The organism is Streptomyces sp. BJ20 (assembly GCF_022869105.1).
Classification (GTDB): Bacteria; Actinomycetota; Actinomycetes; order Streptomycetales; family Streptomycetaceae; genus Streptomyces; species Streptomyces griseoincarnatus.
Window position 1 is genome coordinate 164,225 of record NZ_CP094918.1, and the last position, 15,107, is coordinate 179,331.

Annotated in this window: 15 protein-coding genes; 11 read left to right on the top strand and 4 right to left on the bottom strand. The window is 70.4% G+C overall.

The window, feature by feature from the left end; all coding sequences use genetic code 11:
• Window positions 1-36 precede the first annotated feature (36 nt).
• The 6 genes from dnaK (at window position 37) to MTR79_RS00855 (ending at window position 6,765) form a co-directional block, all read left to right on the top strand.
• Window positions 37-1,881, top strand: a complete 1,845-nt coding sequence (gene dnaK / locus MTR79_RS00830) for a molecular chaperone DnaK (RefSeq protein WP_048457067.1) — start codon at window positions 37-39, stop codon at window positions 1,879-1,881.
• A complete protein-coding gene (grpE, locus tag MTR79_RS00835; protein ID WP_048457066.1) occupies window positions 1,878-2,549 on the top strand; it encodes a nucleotide exchange factor GrpE in 672 nt (223 codons plus the stop codon). The genes dnaK and grpE overlap by 4 nt, the downstream gene beginning before the upstream one ends.
• A 36-nt stretch (window positions 2,550-2,585) precedes the next feature.
• Window positions 2,586-3,758: a molecular chaperone DnaJ gene (gene dnaJ, locus MTR79_RS00840; RefSeq protein WP_086701252.1), complete on the top strand. Its 1,173-nt coding sequence runs from the start codon at window positions 2,586-2,588 to the stop codon at window positions 3,756-3,758.
• A gap of 4 nt (window positions 3,759-3,762) precedes the next feature.
• A complete protein-coding gene (locus tag MTR79_RS00845; protein ID WP_006134641.1) occupies window positions 3,763-4,215 on the top strand; it encodes a helix-turn-helix domain-containing protein in 453 nt (150 codons plus the stop codon).
• Window positions 4,216-4,488: 273 nt separating this feature from the next.
• Window positions 4,489-5,595, top strand: a complete 1,107-nt coding sequence (locus tag MTR79_RS00850) for a substrate-binding domain-containing protein (protein ID WP_244788750.1) — start codon at window positions 4,489-4,491, stop codon at window positions 5,593-5,595.
• A gap of 138 nt (window positions 5,596-5,733) precedes the next feature.
• Window positions 5,734-6,765 carry a helix-turn-helix transcriptional regulator gene (locus MTR79_RS00855; RefSeq protein ID WP_086701249.1) on the top strand — a complete coding sequence of 344 codons (1,032 nt, stop codon included), beginning with the start codon at window positions 5,734-5,736 and terminating at the stop codon, window positions 6,763-6,765.
• Here MTR79_RS00855 and MTR79_RS00860 read toward each other — a convergent pair.
• Together MTR79_RS00860 and MTR79_RS00865 are read right to left on the bottom strand one after the other, a co-directional pair.
• Entirely contained in the window at window positions 6,728-7,702 is a 975-nt protein-coding gene (locus tag MTR79_RS00860; protein WP_086701247.1) for a helix-turn-helix transcriptional regulator, read from the bottom strand. The genes MTR79_RS00855 and MTR79_RS00860 overlap by 38 nt on opposite strands.
• Before the next feature lie 16 nt (window positions 7,703-7,718).
• Window positions 7,719-8,663 (bottom strand): helix-turn-helix transcriptional regulator, encoded by a 945-nt coding sequence (locus tag MTR79_RS00865; protein ID WP_175449583.1) that lies wholly within the window; start codon window positions 8,661-8,663, stop codon window positions 7,719-7,721.
• Window positions 8,664-8,833: 170 nt separating this feature from the next.
• On the opposite strand from MTR79_RS00865, the gene MTR79_RS00870 reads away from it, so the two are divergent.
• Both MTR79_RS00870 and MTR79_RS00875 read left to right on the top strand, forming a co-directional pair.
• Entirely contained in the window at window positions 8,834-9,028 is a 195-nt protein-coding gene (locus MTR79_RS00870) for a hypothetical protein (RefSeq protein WP_233226822.1), read from the top strand.
• Between the two features lies 1 nt (window position 9,029).
• The gene (locus MTR79_RS00875; protein ID WP_048457059.1) at window positions 9,030-9,365 is read left to right on the top strand and encodes a hypothetical protein; all 336 of its coding nucleotides are present in this window, start codon (window positions 9,030-9,032) and stop codon (window positions 9,363-9,365) included.
• Window positions 9,366-9,532: 167 nt separating this feature from the next.
• On the opposite strand, the gene MTR79_RS00880 is transcribed toward MTR79_RS00875, so the two are convergent.
• Window positions 9,533-9,949, bottom strand: a complete 417-nt coding sequence (locus tag MTR79_RS00880) for a TIGR03618 family F420-dependent PPOX class oxidoreductase (protein ID WP_086701243.1) — start codon at window positions 9,947-9,949, stop codon at window positions 9,533-9,535.
• A 133-nt stretch (window positions 9,950-10,082) separates the two neighbouring features.
• Between MTR79_RS00880 and clpB the strand changes: the two genes are divergently transcribed.
• From clpB to MTR79_RS00895, 3 genes are all read left to right on the top strand, one after another.
• Window positions 10,083-12,680: an ATP-dependent chaperone ClpB gene (gene clpB / locus MTR79_RS00885; protein ID WP_244788752.1), complete on the top strand. Its 2,598-nt coding sequence runs from the start codon at window positions 10,083-10,085 to the stop codon at window positions 12,678-12,680.
• Window positions 12,681-12,870: 190 nt separating this feature from the next.
• Window positions 12,871-13,401, top strand: a complete 531-nt coding sequence (locus MTR79_RS00890) for a YbjN domain-containing protein (protein WP_048457056.1) — start codon at window positions 12,871-12,873, stop codon at window positions 13,399-13,401.
• Window positions 13,402-13,549: 148 nt separating this feature from the next.
• Window positions 13,550-14,158 carry a DUF1707 domain-containing protein gene (locus MTR79_RS00895; protein ID WP_086701240.1) on the top strand — a complete coding sequence of 203 codons (609 nt, stop codon included), beginning with the start codon at window positions 13,550-13,552 and terminating at the stop codon, window positions 14,156-14,158.
• On the opposite strand, the gene MTR79_RS00900 is transcribed toward MTR79_RS00895, so the two are convergent.
• The gene (locus tag MTR79_RS00900) at window positions 14,155-14,877 is read right to left on the bottom strand and encodes a hypothetical protein (RefSeq protein ID WP_244788754.1); all 723 of its coding nucleotides are present in this window, start codon (window positions 14,875-14,877) and stop codon (window positions 14,155-14,157) included. The two genes, MTR79_RS00895 and MTR79_RS00900, sit on opposite strands and share 4 nt — an antisense overlap.
• Window positions 14,878-15,107: the final 230 nt, after the last annotated feature.

A 15,107-nucleotide genomic window follows, 5' to 3' on the forward strand; every position in this document is an offset into this window, starting at 1 on the left:
GAGTCTGTTCCACTCAAGTCAGCTGGAGGAATCGAAATGGCACGTGCGGTCGGCATCGACCTGGGCACGACTAACTCCGTCGTCAGCGTTCTGGAGGGCGGCGAGCCCACCGTCATCACCAACGCCGAGGGCGCCAGGACCACGCCTTCCGTCGTCGCCTTCGCCAAGAACGGTGAGGTGCTGGTCGGTGAGGTGGCCAAGCGTCAGGCCGTGACCAACGTCGACAGGACCATCCGGTCGGTCAAGCGCCACATGGGCACCGACTGGAAGATCAACCTGGACGGCAAGGACTTCAACCCGCAGCAGATCAGCGCGTTCGTGCTGCAGAAGCTGAAGCGGGACGCCGAGGCGTACCTGGGCGAGAAGGTGACCGACGCGGTCATCACCGTCCCGGCGTACTTCAACGACGCCGAGCGCCAGGCGACCAAGGAGGCCGGCGAGATCGCCGGTCTGAACGTGCTGCGCATCGTCAACGAGCCGACGGCCGCCGCCCTGGCGTACGGCCTCGACAAGGACGACCAGACGATCCTCGTCTTCGACCTCGGTGGCGGTACCTTCGACGTCTCCCTCCTGGAGATCGGCGACGGTGTCGTCGAGGTGAAGGCCACCAACGGTGACAACAACCTCGGTGGTGACGACTGGGACCAGCGCGTCGTCGACTACCTGGTCAAGCAGTTCCAGGCCGGTCACGGCGTGGACCTGGCCAAGGACAAGATGGCGCTGCAGCGTCTGCGTGAGGCCGCCGAGAAGGCGAAGATCGAGCTGTCCTCGTCCACCGAGACGTCGATCAACCTCCCCTACATCACCGCCTCCGCCGAGGGCCCCCTGCACCTCGACGAGAAGCTGACCCGCGCCCAGTTCCAGCAGCTGACCGCGGACCTGCTCGAGCGCTGCAAGACCCCGTTCAACAACGTGATCAAGGACGCCGGCATCTCCGTCAGCGAGATCGACCACGTCGTCCTGGTCGGCGGCTCGACCCGTATGCCCGCCGTCGCCGAACTGGTCAGGGACCTGACCGGCGGCAAGGAGGCCAACAAGGGCGTCAACCCGGACGAGGTCGTCTCCATCGGCGCCGCGCTCCAGGCCGGTGTCCTCAAGGGCGAGGTCAAGGACGTCCTCCTGCTGGACGTCACCCCGCTGTCCCTCGGCATCGAGACCAAGGGCGGCATCATGACCAAGCTGATCGAGCGCAACACCACGATCCCGACCAAGCGCTCCGAGATCTTCACGACGGCCGAGGACAACCAGCCGTCGGTGCAGATCCAGGTCTACCAGGGCGAGCGCGAGATCGCGGCGTACAACAAGAAGCTCGGCATGTTCGAGCTGACCGGTCTGCCGCCGGCGCCGCGTGGCGTCCCGCAGATCGAGGTCTCCTTCGACATCGACGCCAACGGCATCATGCACGTCACGGCGAAGGACCTCGGCACCGGCAAGGAGCAGAAGATGACCGTCACCGGCGGTTCGTCGCTCCCGAAGGACGAGGTCGAGCGCATGCGCCAGGAGGCCGAGAAGTACGCGGAGGAGGACCACGCCCGCCGCGAGGCCGCCGAGTCCCGCAACCAGGGCGAGCAGCTCGTCTACCAGACCGAGAAGTTCCTCACGGACAACGCGGACAAGGTGCCCGGCGAGATCAAGACCGAGGTCGAGGCCGCCGTCGCCGAGCTGAAGGAGAAGCTCAAGGGCGAGGACACCGCCGAGATCCGCACGGCCACCGAGAAGGTCGCCGCCGTCTCGCAGAAGCTGGGCCAGGCGATGTACGCCGACGCCCAGGGCGCGCAGGCCGCGGGCGGCGCCTCCGCCGGTGCCGGTGAGGCCAAGGCCGACGACGACGTCGTCGACGCCGAGATCGTCGACGAGGACCGGAAGGACGGTGCGGCGTGACGGAAGAGACCCCGGGCTTCGACGAGCAGCAGCCCGATGTCCCTTCCGGCGCACCGTCCGACGACGCCGAGCCGCAGGCCGCCGCTCCCTCTCCCGAGGAAGAGGCGGCCCCGGCCGGGGACACCGAGCAGAACGCCGCTCTGGTGGCCCAGCTGGACCAGACCCGCAGCGCGCTGAACGAGCGCACCGCGGACCTCCAGCGCCTCCAGGCCGAGTTCCAGAACTACCGCCGCCGTGTCGAGCGGGACCGGGCGGCCGTGAAGGAGACCGCCGTGGCGAATCTCCTGACCGAAGTGCTCCCGGTACTCGACGACATCGGCCGGGCCCGTGAGCACGGCGAGCTGGTGGGCGGCTTCAAGTCGGTCGCCGAGTCGCTGGAGACCACGGTGGCCAAGCTGGGCCTCCAGCAGTTCGGCAAGGAGGGCGAGCCCTTCGACCCGACGATCCACGAGGCCCTGATGCACTCCTACGCGCCGGACGTCACCGAGACGACGTGCGTGGCGATTCTGCAGCCGGGGTACCGCATCGGCGAGCGCACCATCCGCCCCGCGCGGGTGGCCGTCGCCGAGCCGCAGCCCGGCGCGCAGACGGCCCTGCCGGCCGAGGAGGGCTCCGAGGCGCAGGCCGACGGGGAGAACAAGGAGAGCGGTGGCCCGGAGGAGGGCTGACGTTATAGCTGACGCAGGGAAGGAGGGACGTCGGGGATGAGCACCAAGGACTTCATCGAGAAGGACTACTACAAGGTCCTCGGCGTCCCCAAGGACGCCACCGAGGCCGAGATCAAGAAGGCGTACCGGAAGCTCGCCCGCGAGTACCACCCGGACGCCAACAAGGGGAACACCAAGGCGGAGGAGCGGTTCAAGGAGATCTCCGAGGCGAACGACGTCCTCGGCGACCCCAAGAAGCGCAAGGAGTACGACGAGGCGCGCGCCCTCTTCGGCAACGGCGGGTTCCGACCGGGGCCGGGCGCGGGCGGCGGCTCCTTCAACTTCGACCTGGGCGACCTCTTCGGGGGTCAGGCCGGCGGCCAGGCGGGCGGCTTCGGCGGCGGCCTCGGTGACGTCTTCGGGGGCCTGTTCAACCGGGGCGGCCCGGGGACCACCCGGACCCAGCCGCGCCGGGGCCAGGACATCGAGTCCGAGGTGACGCTCAGCTTCACCGAGGCCATCGAGGGCGCGACCGTCCCGCTGCGGATGTCGTCGCAGTCGCCCTGCAAGGCCTGTTCGGGCACCGGCGACAAGAACGGCACGCCGCGCGTGTGCCCGACCTGTGTCGGCACCGGACAGGTGGCGCGGGGCTCCGGCGGCGGCTTCTCGCTGACCGACCCCTGCCCGGACTGCAAGGGCCGCGGCCTGATCGCGGAGGAGCCCTGCGAGGTCTGCAAGGGCAGCGGGCGGGCCAAGTCCTCGCGGACGATGCAGGTGCGCATCCCCGCGGGGGTCAGCGACGGCCAGCGGATCCGGTTGCGCGGCAAGGGCGCGCCGGGCGAGCGCGGCGGTCCCGCGGGCGACCTGTACGTCGTCGTGCACGTCGGCGCCCACCCGGTGTTCGGCCGCAAGGGCGACAACCTGACGGTCACGGTGCCGGTGACGTACCCCGAGGCGGCCCTCGGGGGCGAGATCCGGGTCCCGACGCTGGGCGGTCCACCGGTCACGCTGAAGCTGCCGCCGGGCACACCCAACGGGCGCACCATGCGCGCCCGCGGCAAGGGAGCGGTCCGCAAGGACGGCACCCGCGGTGATCTGCTGGTCACCGTAGAGGTGAGTGTTCCCAAGGACCTGTCGGGGAAGGCTCGTGACGCCCTGGAGGCGTATCGCGAGGCGACCGCGGACCAGGATCCGCGGGCGGAGCTGTTCCAGGCCGCGAAGGGAGCTTGATGCGATGGACGGCCGTCGACGCAACCCGTACGAACTGACCCAGGACACCCCGGTCTACGTCATTTCGGTGGCGGCCCAGCTCTCCGGTCTGCACCCGCAGACGCTGCGTCAGTACGACCGTCTGGGACTCGTGTCGCCGGACCGTACGGCGGGCCGTGGCCGGCGCTACTCGGCCCGTGACATCGAACTGCTCCGTCAGGTGCAGCAGTTGTCACAGGACGAGGGCATCAACCTGGCCGGAATCAAGCGCATCATCGAACTGGAGAACCAGGTCGCCGCCCTCCAGGCCCGTGTGGCCGAGCTGGAGGACGCGCTCGACGGCGCGGCGGCGGCCATGCGTCAGCGCGAGGCCGCCGTGCACGCCTCGTACCGCCGTGACCTGGTGCCTTACCAGGAGGTGCAGCAGACCAGCGCGCTGGTGGTCTGGCGTCCCAAGCGCCAGCAGCAGTCCGACTGACGGCGCGCGAAGGCGAAGAGGGGCCCATGGGTTCGCAGAACCCACGGGCCCCTTCTCTTATCCACGAGCACACCTGTGGCTATGGTATGCCTGCGTGTCCAGGTGATCCCCGCAGCGTGTCCGCAGGACTTTCACGAGTTCAGCGCACCGTGTCGTGTTCATCTCGTTAGGTGGCTGCCTCTTGACGCGGTGGACGCCGAAGCGTTGGCTTTTCAGTCACATGGGCCGCAAAGCTGTGCCCACGTCCAAAACGCACCTGAAGTGAGCCCTCGCATGCGTCGTATCGCCATATCCGTGGCCGCCGTCTCCATGTCCGTCACGCTCGCCGGCTGCGGCATGCTCGACGCGACGGGCAGCAGCGACGACGCCAGCCCGGTCAAGGGCGACGACATCACGGTGGGCCTGCTCCTCCCGGAGAAGGCCAACACGCGCTACGAGCAGTGGGACTACCCCATGTTCAAGAAGAAGGTCGAGTCGCTCACGGACAACAAGGGCAAGGTCGAGTACGCCAACGCCGAGGCGGACGCGGACAAGCAGGCCGGCCAGATGCAGCGCATGATCGACAAGAAGGTCGACGTCATCGTGCTGGACGCGGTGGACGCGCACGGCATCGCGGAGAGCGTCACCAAGGCGAAGGAGGCCGGCATCCCGGTCATCGCCTACGACCGGCTGGCCGAGGGCCCGATCGACGCGTACATCTCCTTCGACAACTCCCTCGTGGGCGAGGTGCAGGGACGCTCCCTGCTGGAGGCGCTGGGCGACGACCTGTCCATCACCGACAAGATCGTGATGATGAACGGCTCGTCCACCGACCCCAACGCCAAGCAGTTCAAGGCCGGCGCGCTCTCCGAGCTCAAGGGCAAGGTCACCATCGCCAAGTCCTTCGACACCAAGGACTGGGACCCGAAGAACGCCGAGAAGAACATGAAAGAGGCGATCACCGAGATCGGCCTGGAGAACATCGAGGGCGTGTACTCCGCCAACGACGGCATGGCGGGCGGCATCGTCAAGGCGCTGCGCGCCGCGGGCGTGACCAAGCTGCCGCCCATCACCGGCCAGGACGCGGAACTCGCCGCGGTGCAGCGGATCGTGACCGGCGAGCAGTACATGAGCGTCTACAAGTCCTACCCCGAAGAGGCGGAGAACGCCGCGGAGATGGCCGTGGCGAAGGTCCAGGGCCGGGACATCCAGTTCGACGCGCTCACCCGCGACCGTGTCGACAGCCCCACCGAGCAGGACATCCCGGCGCAGCTGGTCCCGGTGGTCGCGCTGACCCAGGACAGCCTGCAGGACACCGTCATCGCCGACGGCTTCTACGAGGTGGCCGACATCTGCACCGGCGAGTTCAAGGACGCCTGCGCGGAGATCGGGCTCAAGTAACTCCCGTACACCTGCGTACGAATCCGGCCATCCGCCCGCCCCTGGGCCGGCGCGGTGGCCGGTCCCGTGTTGCACAGCAGGTTCCGGCCGCGCATAGTTGCGCTGCGGAAAGACGCTGAACCGGGGGTGGGATGGGCGATGGCCGGGCACGGGGCGGACGAGCATCCGCACGGTGCTGACCGACTGTGCGAGGCCGGGGACCGCGTGTACTCCCGGGCCGTACGGCGCGGACGGCTGCCGCGCCGGGAGGCCGAGCGGGTCCCCTGCCTGATGGAGCTGGCCCTGCTGCACCCCGACCCGGACGACATGGACTGGCTGGTCCCCACCTCCCCGCAGGAGGTCATGACGCGGCTGCTGCGCGGCATGTACGACGAGGTGCGGGCGAGTCAGCGCCGGGTCGGCTCGGCGGTCGCCGCCTTCGAGTGGTACGCCGGTCTCGGCCGTCAGGTGCCGGCCCCGGGCGGCGCCTCGGAGGGCCCCGCGATCCGTGTGCTGGACGGACTGGCCCGTATCCAGGCCGCGATGGACGAGGCGACGCAGGCGTGCACCACGGAGGTGCTCACCGTGCAGCCCGGCGGTATCCGGCGCGAGGCCGAGCTGTCGGAGGGCCTGCACCGGGCGATGGCGCTGCGCGGGCGGGGCGTGCGGATGCGGGACCTGTACACCCATGTCGCCCGGCACGGGCACGGGTTGCTCAGCTATCTCGAGCTGATGGGCGGCGCGGTGGAGGCGCGCACGCTGGACGAGGTCATCGAGCGGCTCATCCTCTTCGACCGCACGGTCGCCTTCATCCCCGCCAATGCCGAGCGCACGATGGCCCTGGAGCTGCGCCACCCGGCGCTGGTGGAGTACCTGGGCACGGTCTTCGAGCGGCTGTGGCGGCTCGCCATCCCGCTGACCGCGCCGCTCCCCGACACGGGCATCGAGGGCATCTCGCACCGCGAGCAGGCCATCGCGGCGCTGCTGGCGGAGGGTCACCAGGACGCGGTCATCGCGGAGCGCCTGGGCATCAGCGTCCGCACGTGCCGCGCCCACATCGCCCGCCTCTCGGAGACGCTGGGCGCGGCGAGCCGCACACAGCTGGGCGTGCGGATCGCCCAGGCGGGGCTGGACGGAGCACGGCCCCCGGTGGTCATTCCCCCTGGTCGAGGATCCCCGACTGCCCGATGAGGTAGCCGAGCTGAGCGCGGCTGCCGCTGCCCAGAACCGCGGCGAGCTTGGCGATGTGCTCCCGCGCGGTGCGGATGTTCATGCCGAGCCGGTCGGCGACGACGGCGTCCGTGTGTCCCTCGACGAGCAGCGCGGCGATGGCGCGCTGGCGCGGTGTGACGCCGTTGAGGGTGGGCTGCTGGTCCGCCTCCGGGTACATGGGCGTGGCGAGGCGCCACAGCCGGTCGAAGGTGGTGGCCAGGAACGTCACGATCGCCGGATGGCGGACCTCCAGGGCCGTGGCGCGTTCGGGGCCGGCCGGGATGAAGGCGACCTCACGGTCGACGATGACGAGACGGTCGGTGATCTCGTCCAGGGAGCGGGCCTCGACGTCGCCGCTGAGGCGCTCGTACCGCCAGGCCAGCGAGGGCGCGTGACGCAGGGTGTGCTGATACAGGGCGCGGATGCGGCCACCACGGTCCAGCAGGGCCTGGTCGCGCCGGACTGCGGGCTCGTGGACTGCCGGATCGAACCTGACGTAGCTGCGGTACGGCTGGACGGCGAGGAGTTCCGTGGCGTCGGTCATCGCCTCGCCGATGACCTGCCCGATGCGCTCCATGCCGTTGTGCCGGGTGACGGACGGTGACCCCTGCTCCTCCGGTTCCGGGGCGCGTAGCAGCGGGGCCAGGGTCTTGGCGAGTCGTTCCTGACGCCGCCGCTCCTCCGCGACGCGGTCCTCGGAGGCGCGCAGCAACCGGTGCAGGGCGTGGTGCGGTGCGACCGGCTCCAGCCGCGCGGGGTCGTCCTGTGCGGGACGGAGGAGCCCCAGGTCGAGCAGGAGGGGTGCCTGCGCGTCCGACGCGGCGGGGAGGTGGCCCTCGTCCAGGGCGCGGGCGTACAGGTCCAGTGCCTCATCCCGCAGCGCGTCCGTCCCCTCGTGTGGCGCGTCGCCGCTCATGCTGGTCGCCCCCCGGTCAGTGGTCCTGCTCGAGAATGCCCGACTGGGCGATCAAATACCCCAGTTGGGCACGGCTGCCACTGCCGAGCGCGGTGGCCAGCTTCGCTATGTGCGCCCGGCAGGTGCGGACGTTCATGCCGAGGCGGCGCGCGATGGCCTCGTCGACGTGGCCCTCGACGAGCAGTTTGGCTATCGAGTGCTGGATGTCGGTGAGACCGTCCGCGGCGGTCTCGTACGGAGTTCCGGCGGTGAGCGGGACCGCCCGGCCCCACATGAACTCGAAGACCTTGATGAGGTAGCGGACCAGGCCCGGGTGACGCAGTTCGAGGGCGACCTGGCGGTCGTCCCGGACGGGGATGAAGGCGACGGTGTCGTCGCAGATGATGAGGCGTTCGACGAGCTCGTCGATGGTGCGGTACTCCACCTTGCCGTCGGCGAACTGCTCGGTCCAGGCGATGCGTTCGGGGTTGTACCGTGCGGTGTGCTGGTAGAGCGTCCTGATCCGCACCCCGCGTTCGATGAGGGGCCGGTCGCGCTCCAGCGCCTCGATCAGGCGCTGCTCCGGGTGACGGTTCTTCGGCTGGACGGTGAGGACCTCGTGCCGGCACTGGGAGGTCGCCAAGTCGAGCGCCTCGTTGATGCGGTCGAGTCCTTCGAGCACAGTGATGGAGTGGACCGGTTCCGTCATGGGCACGCCGAGGGCCATGAACGGCTCGAATGCCTCCGCCAGGTCCATGGTCAGGCGCCTGCGTTCGGTGATCTCCCGCTCGATCGGGTCCAGCTGCTGGGCCAGGACGACGGAGGGCGGTACGGGGCGCAGCCAGTCGGGGTCGTCCGGATCGGGGTGGAGCAGGGCGAAGTCGACCAGACAGGGTGCGGCTTCGACCTCGGCCCGGGTGATACGTCCCGTGCGCAGAGCGTTCGCGTACAGACGACTTCCTTCCGCGCACAGCTCCGTCATGGGATGGGGATGCACGGTTTTGGTCCGATTCGTTGTCAAATCTCCACCCCCCAGGCTCCTGAACATGCAGGAACATGATGCACCGATCGTGTGGCCATGACGTGCCCGAATGAGCCATCGTCTTACTTGACGGGGGAAAAGGGGACCTTCAAGTGAGGACGAAGCCGACTATGCGTAAGAGAATGCTTCGCTCGGTGCTTGTCGCCGCCCTGTCCGCCGTTGTGGCCTTCGGCGCGCTGAGTGGCCTCTCCGGCGCGCAGGACAGTGGTAACACGGAGGGCGACACCGTCTGGTCGACCGGGGTCGCGGGAGCGGGCGACGGCGAGGACGTGGCCTACTTCCCGGCAGACACCGTCTGGAGCTGACGTGACCACCCCACCAGACGACCGCTCCTTCCGGCGTGAGATGGCGACCGCCTACCGGTCCGGATGGCACTTCATCGACCTGGTCACCGCCATCCCCCACAACGGTGACTCGTTGATGGTGACCGTCTTCGGTGAGCCCGTGGTCGTCACCCGTGACGAGGACGGCGACGTGCGGGCGTACCGGTGCCTGCGCCGGCCCAGGGGGGCGCCGAAGCCCGTCCGGTGTGCCGTCCGGTACGGCATGATCTTCGTGAACCTGGACCAGCGGGACCACCGGCAGGTGGAGCCCGACACCCGGTCCCCCCGGACCATCTCGGCCACCCCCCGCAGTGCCTGACGCGATTCCCCCGTCGTAACAGATCGCTCAGGTGCTTCCCCCCGCAGCGGCGTCACCGTGACCTGAACACGGTGACGCCGCTGCAGTTTTAGGGGACATTTCCGGGTATCGGCCGGATCGGGTGATGGCCGGAAGCCGCCGCTTTCCGGTGATGATCACACCGCTCCTCACCCGCGCCCCATCGCCCGCGTGAGCGCGATCTCGATGACGACCCGGTCCGGGTTGGGCCCCGGCATCCGCCCGTACCGCTCCGCGTACCGCTCCACCGCGTCCCGGACGCGCTCCGGCTCGGTGCGCACCCGCGCCCGTCCCTCCAGCGTCGCCCACCGGCGGCCGTCCACCTGGCAGACCGCGACGGGTGCTCCTTCGTCCCCGGCCGCCCGGACGTGGCGGGCCTTCGCGCTGGTCCGGTTGGTGATCACCCGCGCCAGCGACTGCTGCGGGTCGTAGGTGACCCCGACGGGTACCAGATGTGGCGTGCCGTCCGGGCGGAGCGTGGTCAGCGTGCACAGGTGCCGCTCGCGCCAGAAGCTGAGATAGGAGGCGTCCGGATCGCCCGGATCGACCGAATACGTGAGGGTCATGCCCCGGAACTTAGCCCTTGGCCTCTCGCGGGTACTGCCTTGAGTGGAATAGACTCAAGTTTGTGGACGCTGGCACAGTCAGCCAGACACACGCCGAGGGTCATCGAAGGGCACCAAGGAGGAGAACGGACACGTGGACGCCGAGCTGACCAACCGGAGCCGGGACGCACTGGCCGCCGCCGGCAACCGGGCCGTGACCGAGGGACACCCCGACCTCACCCCCGCGCACCTGCTGCTCGCCCTGCTCGCCGGGCAGGAGAACGAGAACATCACGGACCTGCTCGCCGCGGTCGACGCCGACCAGGCCGCCGTGCGCGCCGGGGCCGAGCGCGTCCTCGCCGGGCTGCCGAGCGTCACCGGATCCACGGTGGCGCCGCCCCAGCCCAACCGTGAGCTGCTCGCCGTCGTCGCGGACGCGCAGGCCCGCGCGCAGGAGCTGGGCGACGAGTACCTGTCCACCGAGCACCTGCTGATCGGCATCGCCGCCAAGGGCGGGGCCGCCGGGGAGGTACTGTCCCGGCAGGGCGCCACCGCGGACAAGCTGCAGGAGGCCTTCCAGAAGGCGAGGGGGACGCGCCGGGTGACCACTCCCGACCCGGAGGGCCAGTACAAGGCCCTCGAGAAGTTCGGCACCGATCTGACCGCCGCCGCCCGCGAGGGCAGGCTGGACCCCGTCATCGGGCGGGACCAGGAGATCCGGCGGGTGGTGCAGGTGCTGAGCCGCCGTACCAAGAACAACCCCGTGCTGATCGGCGAGCCGGGCGTCGGCAAGACCGCCGTCGTCGAGGGCCTCGCCCAGCGGATCGTCAAGGGCGACGTGCCCGAGTCGCTGAAGAACAAGCGGCTGGTCGCGCTCGACCTGGGCGCGATGGTCGCGGGCGCCAAGTACCGCGGCGAGTTCGAGGAGCGGCTGAAGACCGTGCTCGCGGAGATCAAGGAGTCCGACGGGCAGGTCGTCACGTTCATCGACGAGCTGCACACCGTGGTGGGCGCGGGCGCCGGCGGCGACTCCGCGATGGACGCGGGCAACATGCTGAAGCCGATGCTCGCGCGCGGCGAGCTGCGCATGGTCGGCGCGACCACGCTCGACGAGTACCGCGAGCGGATCGAGAAGGACCCGGCGCTGGAGCGGCGCTTCCAGCAGGTGCTGGTCGCCGAGCCGTCCGTCGAGGACTCCATCGCGATCCTGCGCGGCCTCAAGGGCCGCTACGAGGCGCACCACAAGGTGCAGATCGCCGACAGCGCGCTCGTCGCCGCCGCGACCCTCTCCGACCGGTACATCACCTCCCGCTTCCTGCCGGACAAGGCCATCGACCTGGTCGACGAGGCCGCCTCCCGGCTGCGCATGGAGATCGACTCCTCGCCCGTCGAGATCGACGAGCTCCAGCGCGCCGTGGACCGGCTGCGCATGGAGGAGCTGGCCATCGGCAAGGAGACGGACCAGGCCTCCAAGGAGCGCCTGGAGAAGCTGCGCCGCGACCTCGCCGACAAGGAGGAGGAGCTGCGCGGCCTCACCGCCCGCTGGGAGAAGGAGAAGCAGTCCCTCAACCGGGTCGGTGAGCTGAAGGAGAAGCTGGACGAGCTGCGCGGCCAGGCCGAGCGTGCCCAGCGCGACGGCGACTTCGACACCGCCTCCAAGCTGCTCTACGGCGAGATCCCGGGCGTCGAACGCGACCTGGAGGCCGCCTCGGAGGCCGAGGAAGAGGTGGCGAAGGACACCATGGTCAAGGAGGAGGTCGGCGCCGACGACATCGCCGACGTCGTCGCCTCCTGGACCGGTATCCCCGCCGGCCGTCTGATGGAGGGCGAGACGCAGAAGCTGCTGCGCATGGAGGACGAGATCGGCAAGCGGCTGATCGGGCAGTCCGAGGCCGTGCGCGCCGTCTCCGACGCGGTGCGGCGTTCGCGGGCGGGGGTGTCCGACCCGGACCGGCCCACCGGCTCCTTCCTGTTCCTCGGCCCGACCGGTGTCGGCAAGACCGAGCTGGCCAAGGCACTCGCGGACTTCCTCTTCGACGACGAGCGGGCGATGGTCCGCATCGACATGTCGGAGTACAGCGAGAAGCACAGCGTCGCCCGTCTGGTCGGCGCGCCCCCCGGCTACGTCGGCTACGAGGAGGGCGGCCAGCTCACCGAGGCGGTGCGGCGCCGGCCGTACAGCGTGGTGCTGCTCGACGAGGTGGAGAAGGCGCACCCGGAGGTCTTCGACATCCTGCTCCAGGTGCTCGACGACGGCCGTCTCACCGACGGTCAGGGCCGCACGGTGGACTTCCGAAACACGATCCTGGTGCTGACGTCCAACCTGGGCAGCCAGTACCTGGTCGACCCGGTCAGCTCCGAGGAGGAGAAGCGGGAGCAGGTGCTCGAGGTGGTCCGGGCGTCGTTCAAGCCGGAGTTCCTCAACCGCCTGGACGACCTGGTCGTCTTCTCCGCGCTCAGCAAGGCCGAGCTGGAGCGGATCGCGGGGCTGCAGATCGAGGCGCTCGGGCGGCGGCTCGCCGAGCGGCGGCTCACCCTGGACGTCACACCCGAGGCGCTTCGGTGGCTGGCCGACGAGGGCCTGGACCCGGCGTACGGCGCGCGGCCGCTGCGCCGGCTGGTGCAGACCGCGATCGGCGACCGGCTCGCCAAGGAGATCCTGTCCGGCGAGGTCAAGGACGGCGACACGGTCCGGGTGGACCGTTTCGGGGACGAGCTGATCGTCGGCCCCGCCACGGGCAAGACACTCTGAATCACGGTTCCGGTTACCGGGCCCGACGTGACGTGCGGATCTTCCGCGCGCACGTTGGGCCCGGAGCCTTTCCGGGTACCCCGGACCTGACCGGATCGAGTCAGCCCTCGGCTGACAGGCCCGTCGGGGCTTGCCACCCCCCTCCCCGCATGGGGGAGGATGGCGGGATCCGTACGAAGGGAAATTCACGGTGACCATCGACCCGTCCTCGATTCCGAATTTCGGGGGCCAGCAGCCCGAGCCGCAGCCCCAAGGACCGGCGGGCCCCGTCGTCCCGGATCAGGACCTCGTGAAGCAGCTCCTCGACCAGATGGAGCTGAAGTACGTCGTCGACGACGAGGGTGACCTCGCGGCGCCGTGGGAGCAGTTCCGCACGTACTTCATGTTCCGTGGGGAAGGCGACCAGCAGATCTTCTCCGTCCGGACGTTCTACGACCGGCCGCACCAGATCGACGAGAAGCCCCAGCTGCTCGAGTCCGTCGACGACTGGAACCGCCGCACGCTGTGGCCCAAGGTGTACACGCACACCCATGACGACGGCACGGTCCGTCTCATCGGTGAGGCCCAGATGCTGATCGGCATGGGCGTCAGCCTGGAGCACTTCGTCTCCTCGACGGTCAGTTGGGTGCGGGCCGCCATCGAGTTCGACAAGTGGCTCGTCGAGCAGCTCGGCCTGGAGCAGGAGATCAACGACGCGGACAAGCCCGACGACGACGCGTAAGCGCCCTCGCGCGCGAGCGGCTGCGCCGGCCAGGCGCACGCCGTGGGGAGCCCAGCCCGGCCCGGAAGCCGGCCCACGTGGCCGGTCGCGGGGCCGGGCTCTCTCATGCCCGGCCACCGGCCCGCCGGGCCCGCCTATTCTTGGGGACATGACAGTCCAGCCCGCCCCGCGCGACGACGACCGAGGCGGCCTGCGCGCCTCCCACGACGACCGGGAGGCGGTGGTGGAGCAGCTGCGCGACGCGGCCGCCGAGGGGCGCATCGACCTCGACGAGCTGGACGAGCGGCTGGAGCGGGCGCTCACCGCGAAGACCTACGCGGAGCTGGACGCCCTCACCGTGGACCTGCCGAGGCCGCCGGCCCCCGCCGACCTGCCGCCCCTGGAGCTGAAGGGCGGCCTCCACGGAGTGTCCCGCGGCCCCGGCCGCTGGGAGGTCCCCGCACAGGTGATCGCGCGCGGCGGCCTGGCAGGCGTGAAGCTCGACTTCAGCCGCGCCGAGTGCCGGCTGCCCGAGGTCACGGTGGAGGCGTACGGGGAGGCGGCGGGCGTCACGATCGTCCTCCCGGACGGCTGGGCTGCCGACACCACCGCGATGGACCCCGGCATCGGCGGCCTCAAGGACACCACCACCCCCGACCGCCTCCCGGGCACCCCCCTGATCCGCGTCGTCGGCTCCGGCGGCATGGCGGGCGTGGTGGTCAGGCATCCGAACCGGTGGGAGCGGCGGAAGCTGGCGAGCAACCCGCCGCGGGACTAGCCGCGGGCCGGCGTGCTCCCGATCCTGCGGGCGAGGCGTCCGATCAGCACGGCGTTGACCAGTGCGGCCAGGACCACGCCGGCGGAGAAGACCAGCGTGCCGAGCCAGGGGAGCGAGTGGTACTCGGCGGGCGCCGAGGCCGCCGCGGCGAGGAAGCTGAGCGGCGCCGCCGCGAGGAGGGGCCAGATGCCCGCGAACCCGGGGTCCGGCGACAGCAGCACGGCGTACAGGAAGGTGCCCAGGGCCGCCGCGACCACGGCGACGTAGACCCGCGCGGGCCAATTGTCCACGGCGGCCGCGAGCAGCGTACGTCTGGGGCGCGCCGAGGGCGTCCGGTCCGGTCTGCGGGCGAGCGCGCCGAACGCGGCGGCGTTCACCAGGGCGCACAGCAGCAGCCACCCGCCCCACAGCACCGCGGCCCCGGCCTCGGCGGCCCCGCCTCCCACCGTGCCGGCCCCGAAGGGCAGGACCACCGGCAGGAAGGACAGCGGTGCGGTGAGCAGGGCCGGCGCCATGGCGTACGGGCTGTCCGGGGCGAGGAGCAGCACCGCGACGCCGACGGCGACGAGGCCCAGGTAGGCGCGGGCGGGGAAGCTGTCCGTGGCGAGTGCGAGAAGGCGCCGCGGGCGGAAGCGCTCGGAGGTCGGCATCGAAGGCCCTTCCTGGAGCCGGTGCGGGTTGGTGATCACCAGGGTGATCCGGCGGGCCTGCCCGGACATGAGTACCGGTACTCAAGTCCAGGTGAGGTGGGGACTCGGTCCGGGACGTGCCGACGCAGGGGTTCCTCAGCGGTTCCCACGGCCGTCAGGCGGGCGGCAGCCTCCTCCGGCACGTGACGCTGACTGCAGAAGGCGAAGCGGAATACCTGTCCCGGCCGGTTTGCCGGCCGCTTGCGGGCGTGGACAGGGGGCGTCGCCCAGGTGGCCGACTGCAGTTCGCCTGTCGCATC

Bases quoted from the DNA above. Each gene is read 5' to 3' on its own strand.
- MTR79_RS00855 (WP_086701249.1), top strand. From the start codon at position 5,734: ATGGCCGGGCACGGGGCGGACGAGCATCCGCACGGTGCTGACCGACTG.
- dnaJ (WP_086701252.1), top strand. From the start codon at position 2,586: ATGAGCACCAAGGACTTCATCGAGAAGGACTACTACAAGGTCCTCGGC.
- MTR79_RS00860 (WP_086701247.1), bottom strand. From the start codon at position 7,702: ATGAGCGGCGACGCGCCACACGAGGGGACGGACGCGCTGCGGGATGAG.
- MTR79_RS00870 (WP_233226822.1), top strand. From the start codon at position 8,834: ATGCGTAAGAGAATGCTTCGCTCGGTGCTTGTCGCCGCCCTGTCCGCC.
- MTR79_RS00895 (WP_086701240.1), top strand. From the start codon at position 13,550: ATGACAGTCCAGCCCGCCCCGCGCGACGACGACCGAGGCGGCCTGCGC.
- dnaK (WP_048457067.1), top strand. From the start codon at position 37: ATGGCACGTGCGGTCGGCATCGACCTGGGCACGACTAACTCCGTCGTC.
- MTR79_RS00850 (WP_244788750.1), top strand. From the start codon at position 4,489: ATGCGTCGTATCGCCATATCCGTGGCCGCCGTCTCCATGTCCGTCACG.
- MTR79_RS00880 (WP_086701243.1), bottom strand. From the start codon at position 9,949: ATGACCCTCACGTATTCGGTCGATCCGGGCGATCCGGACGCCTCCTAT.
- MTR79_RS00865 (WP_175449583.1), bottom strand. From the start codon at position 8,663: ATGACGGAGCTGTGCGCGGAAGGAAGTCGTCTGTACGCGAACGCTCTG.
- MTR79_RS00845 (WP_006134641.1), top strand. From the start codon at position 3,763: ATGGACGGCCGTCGACGCAACCCGTACGAACTGACCCAGGACACCCCG.
- MTR79_RS00900 (WP_244788754.1), bottom strand. From the start codon at position 14,877: ATGTCCGGGCAGGCCCGCCGGATCACCCTGGTGATCACCAACCCGCAC.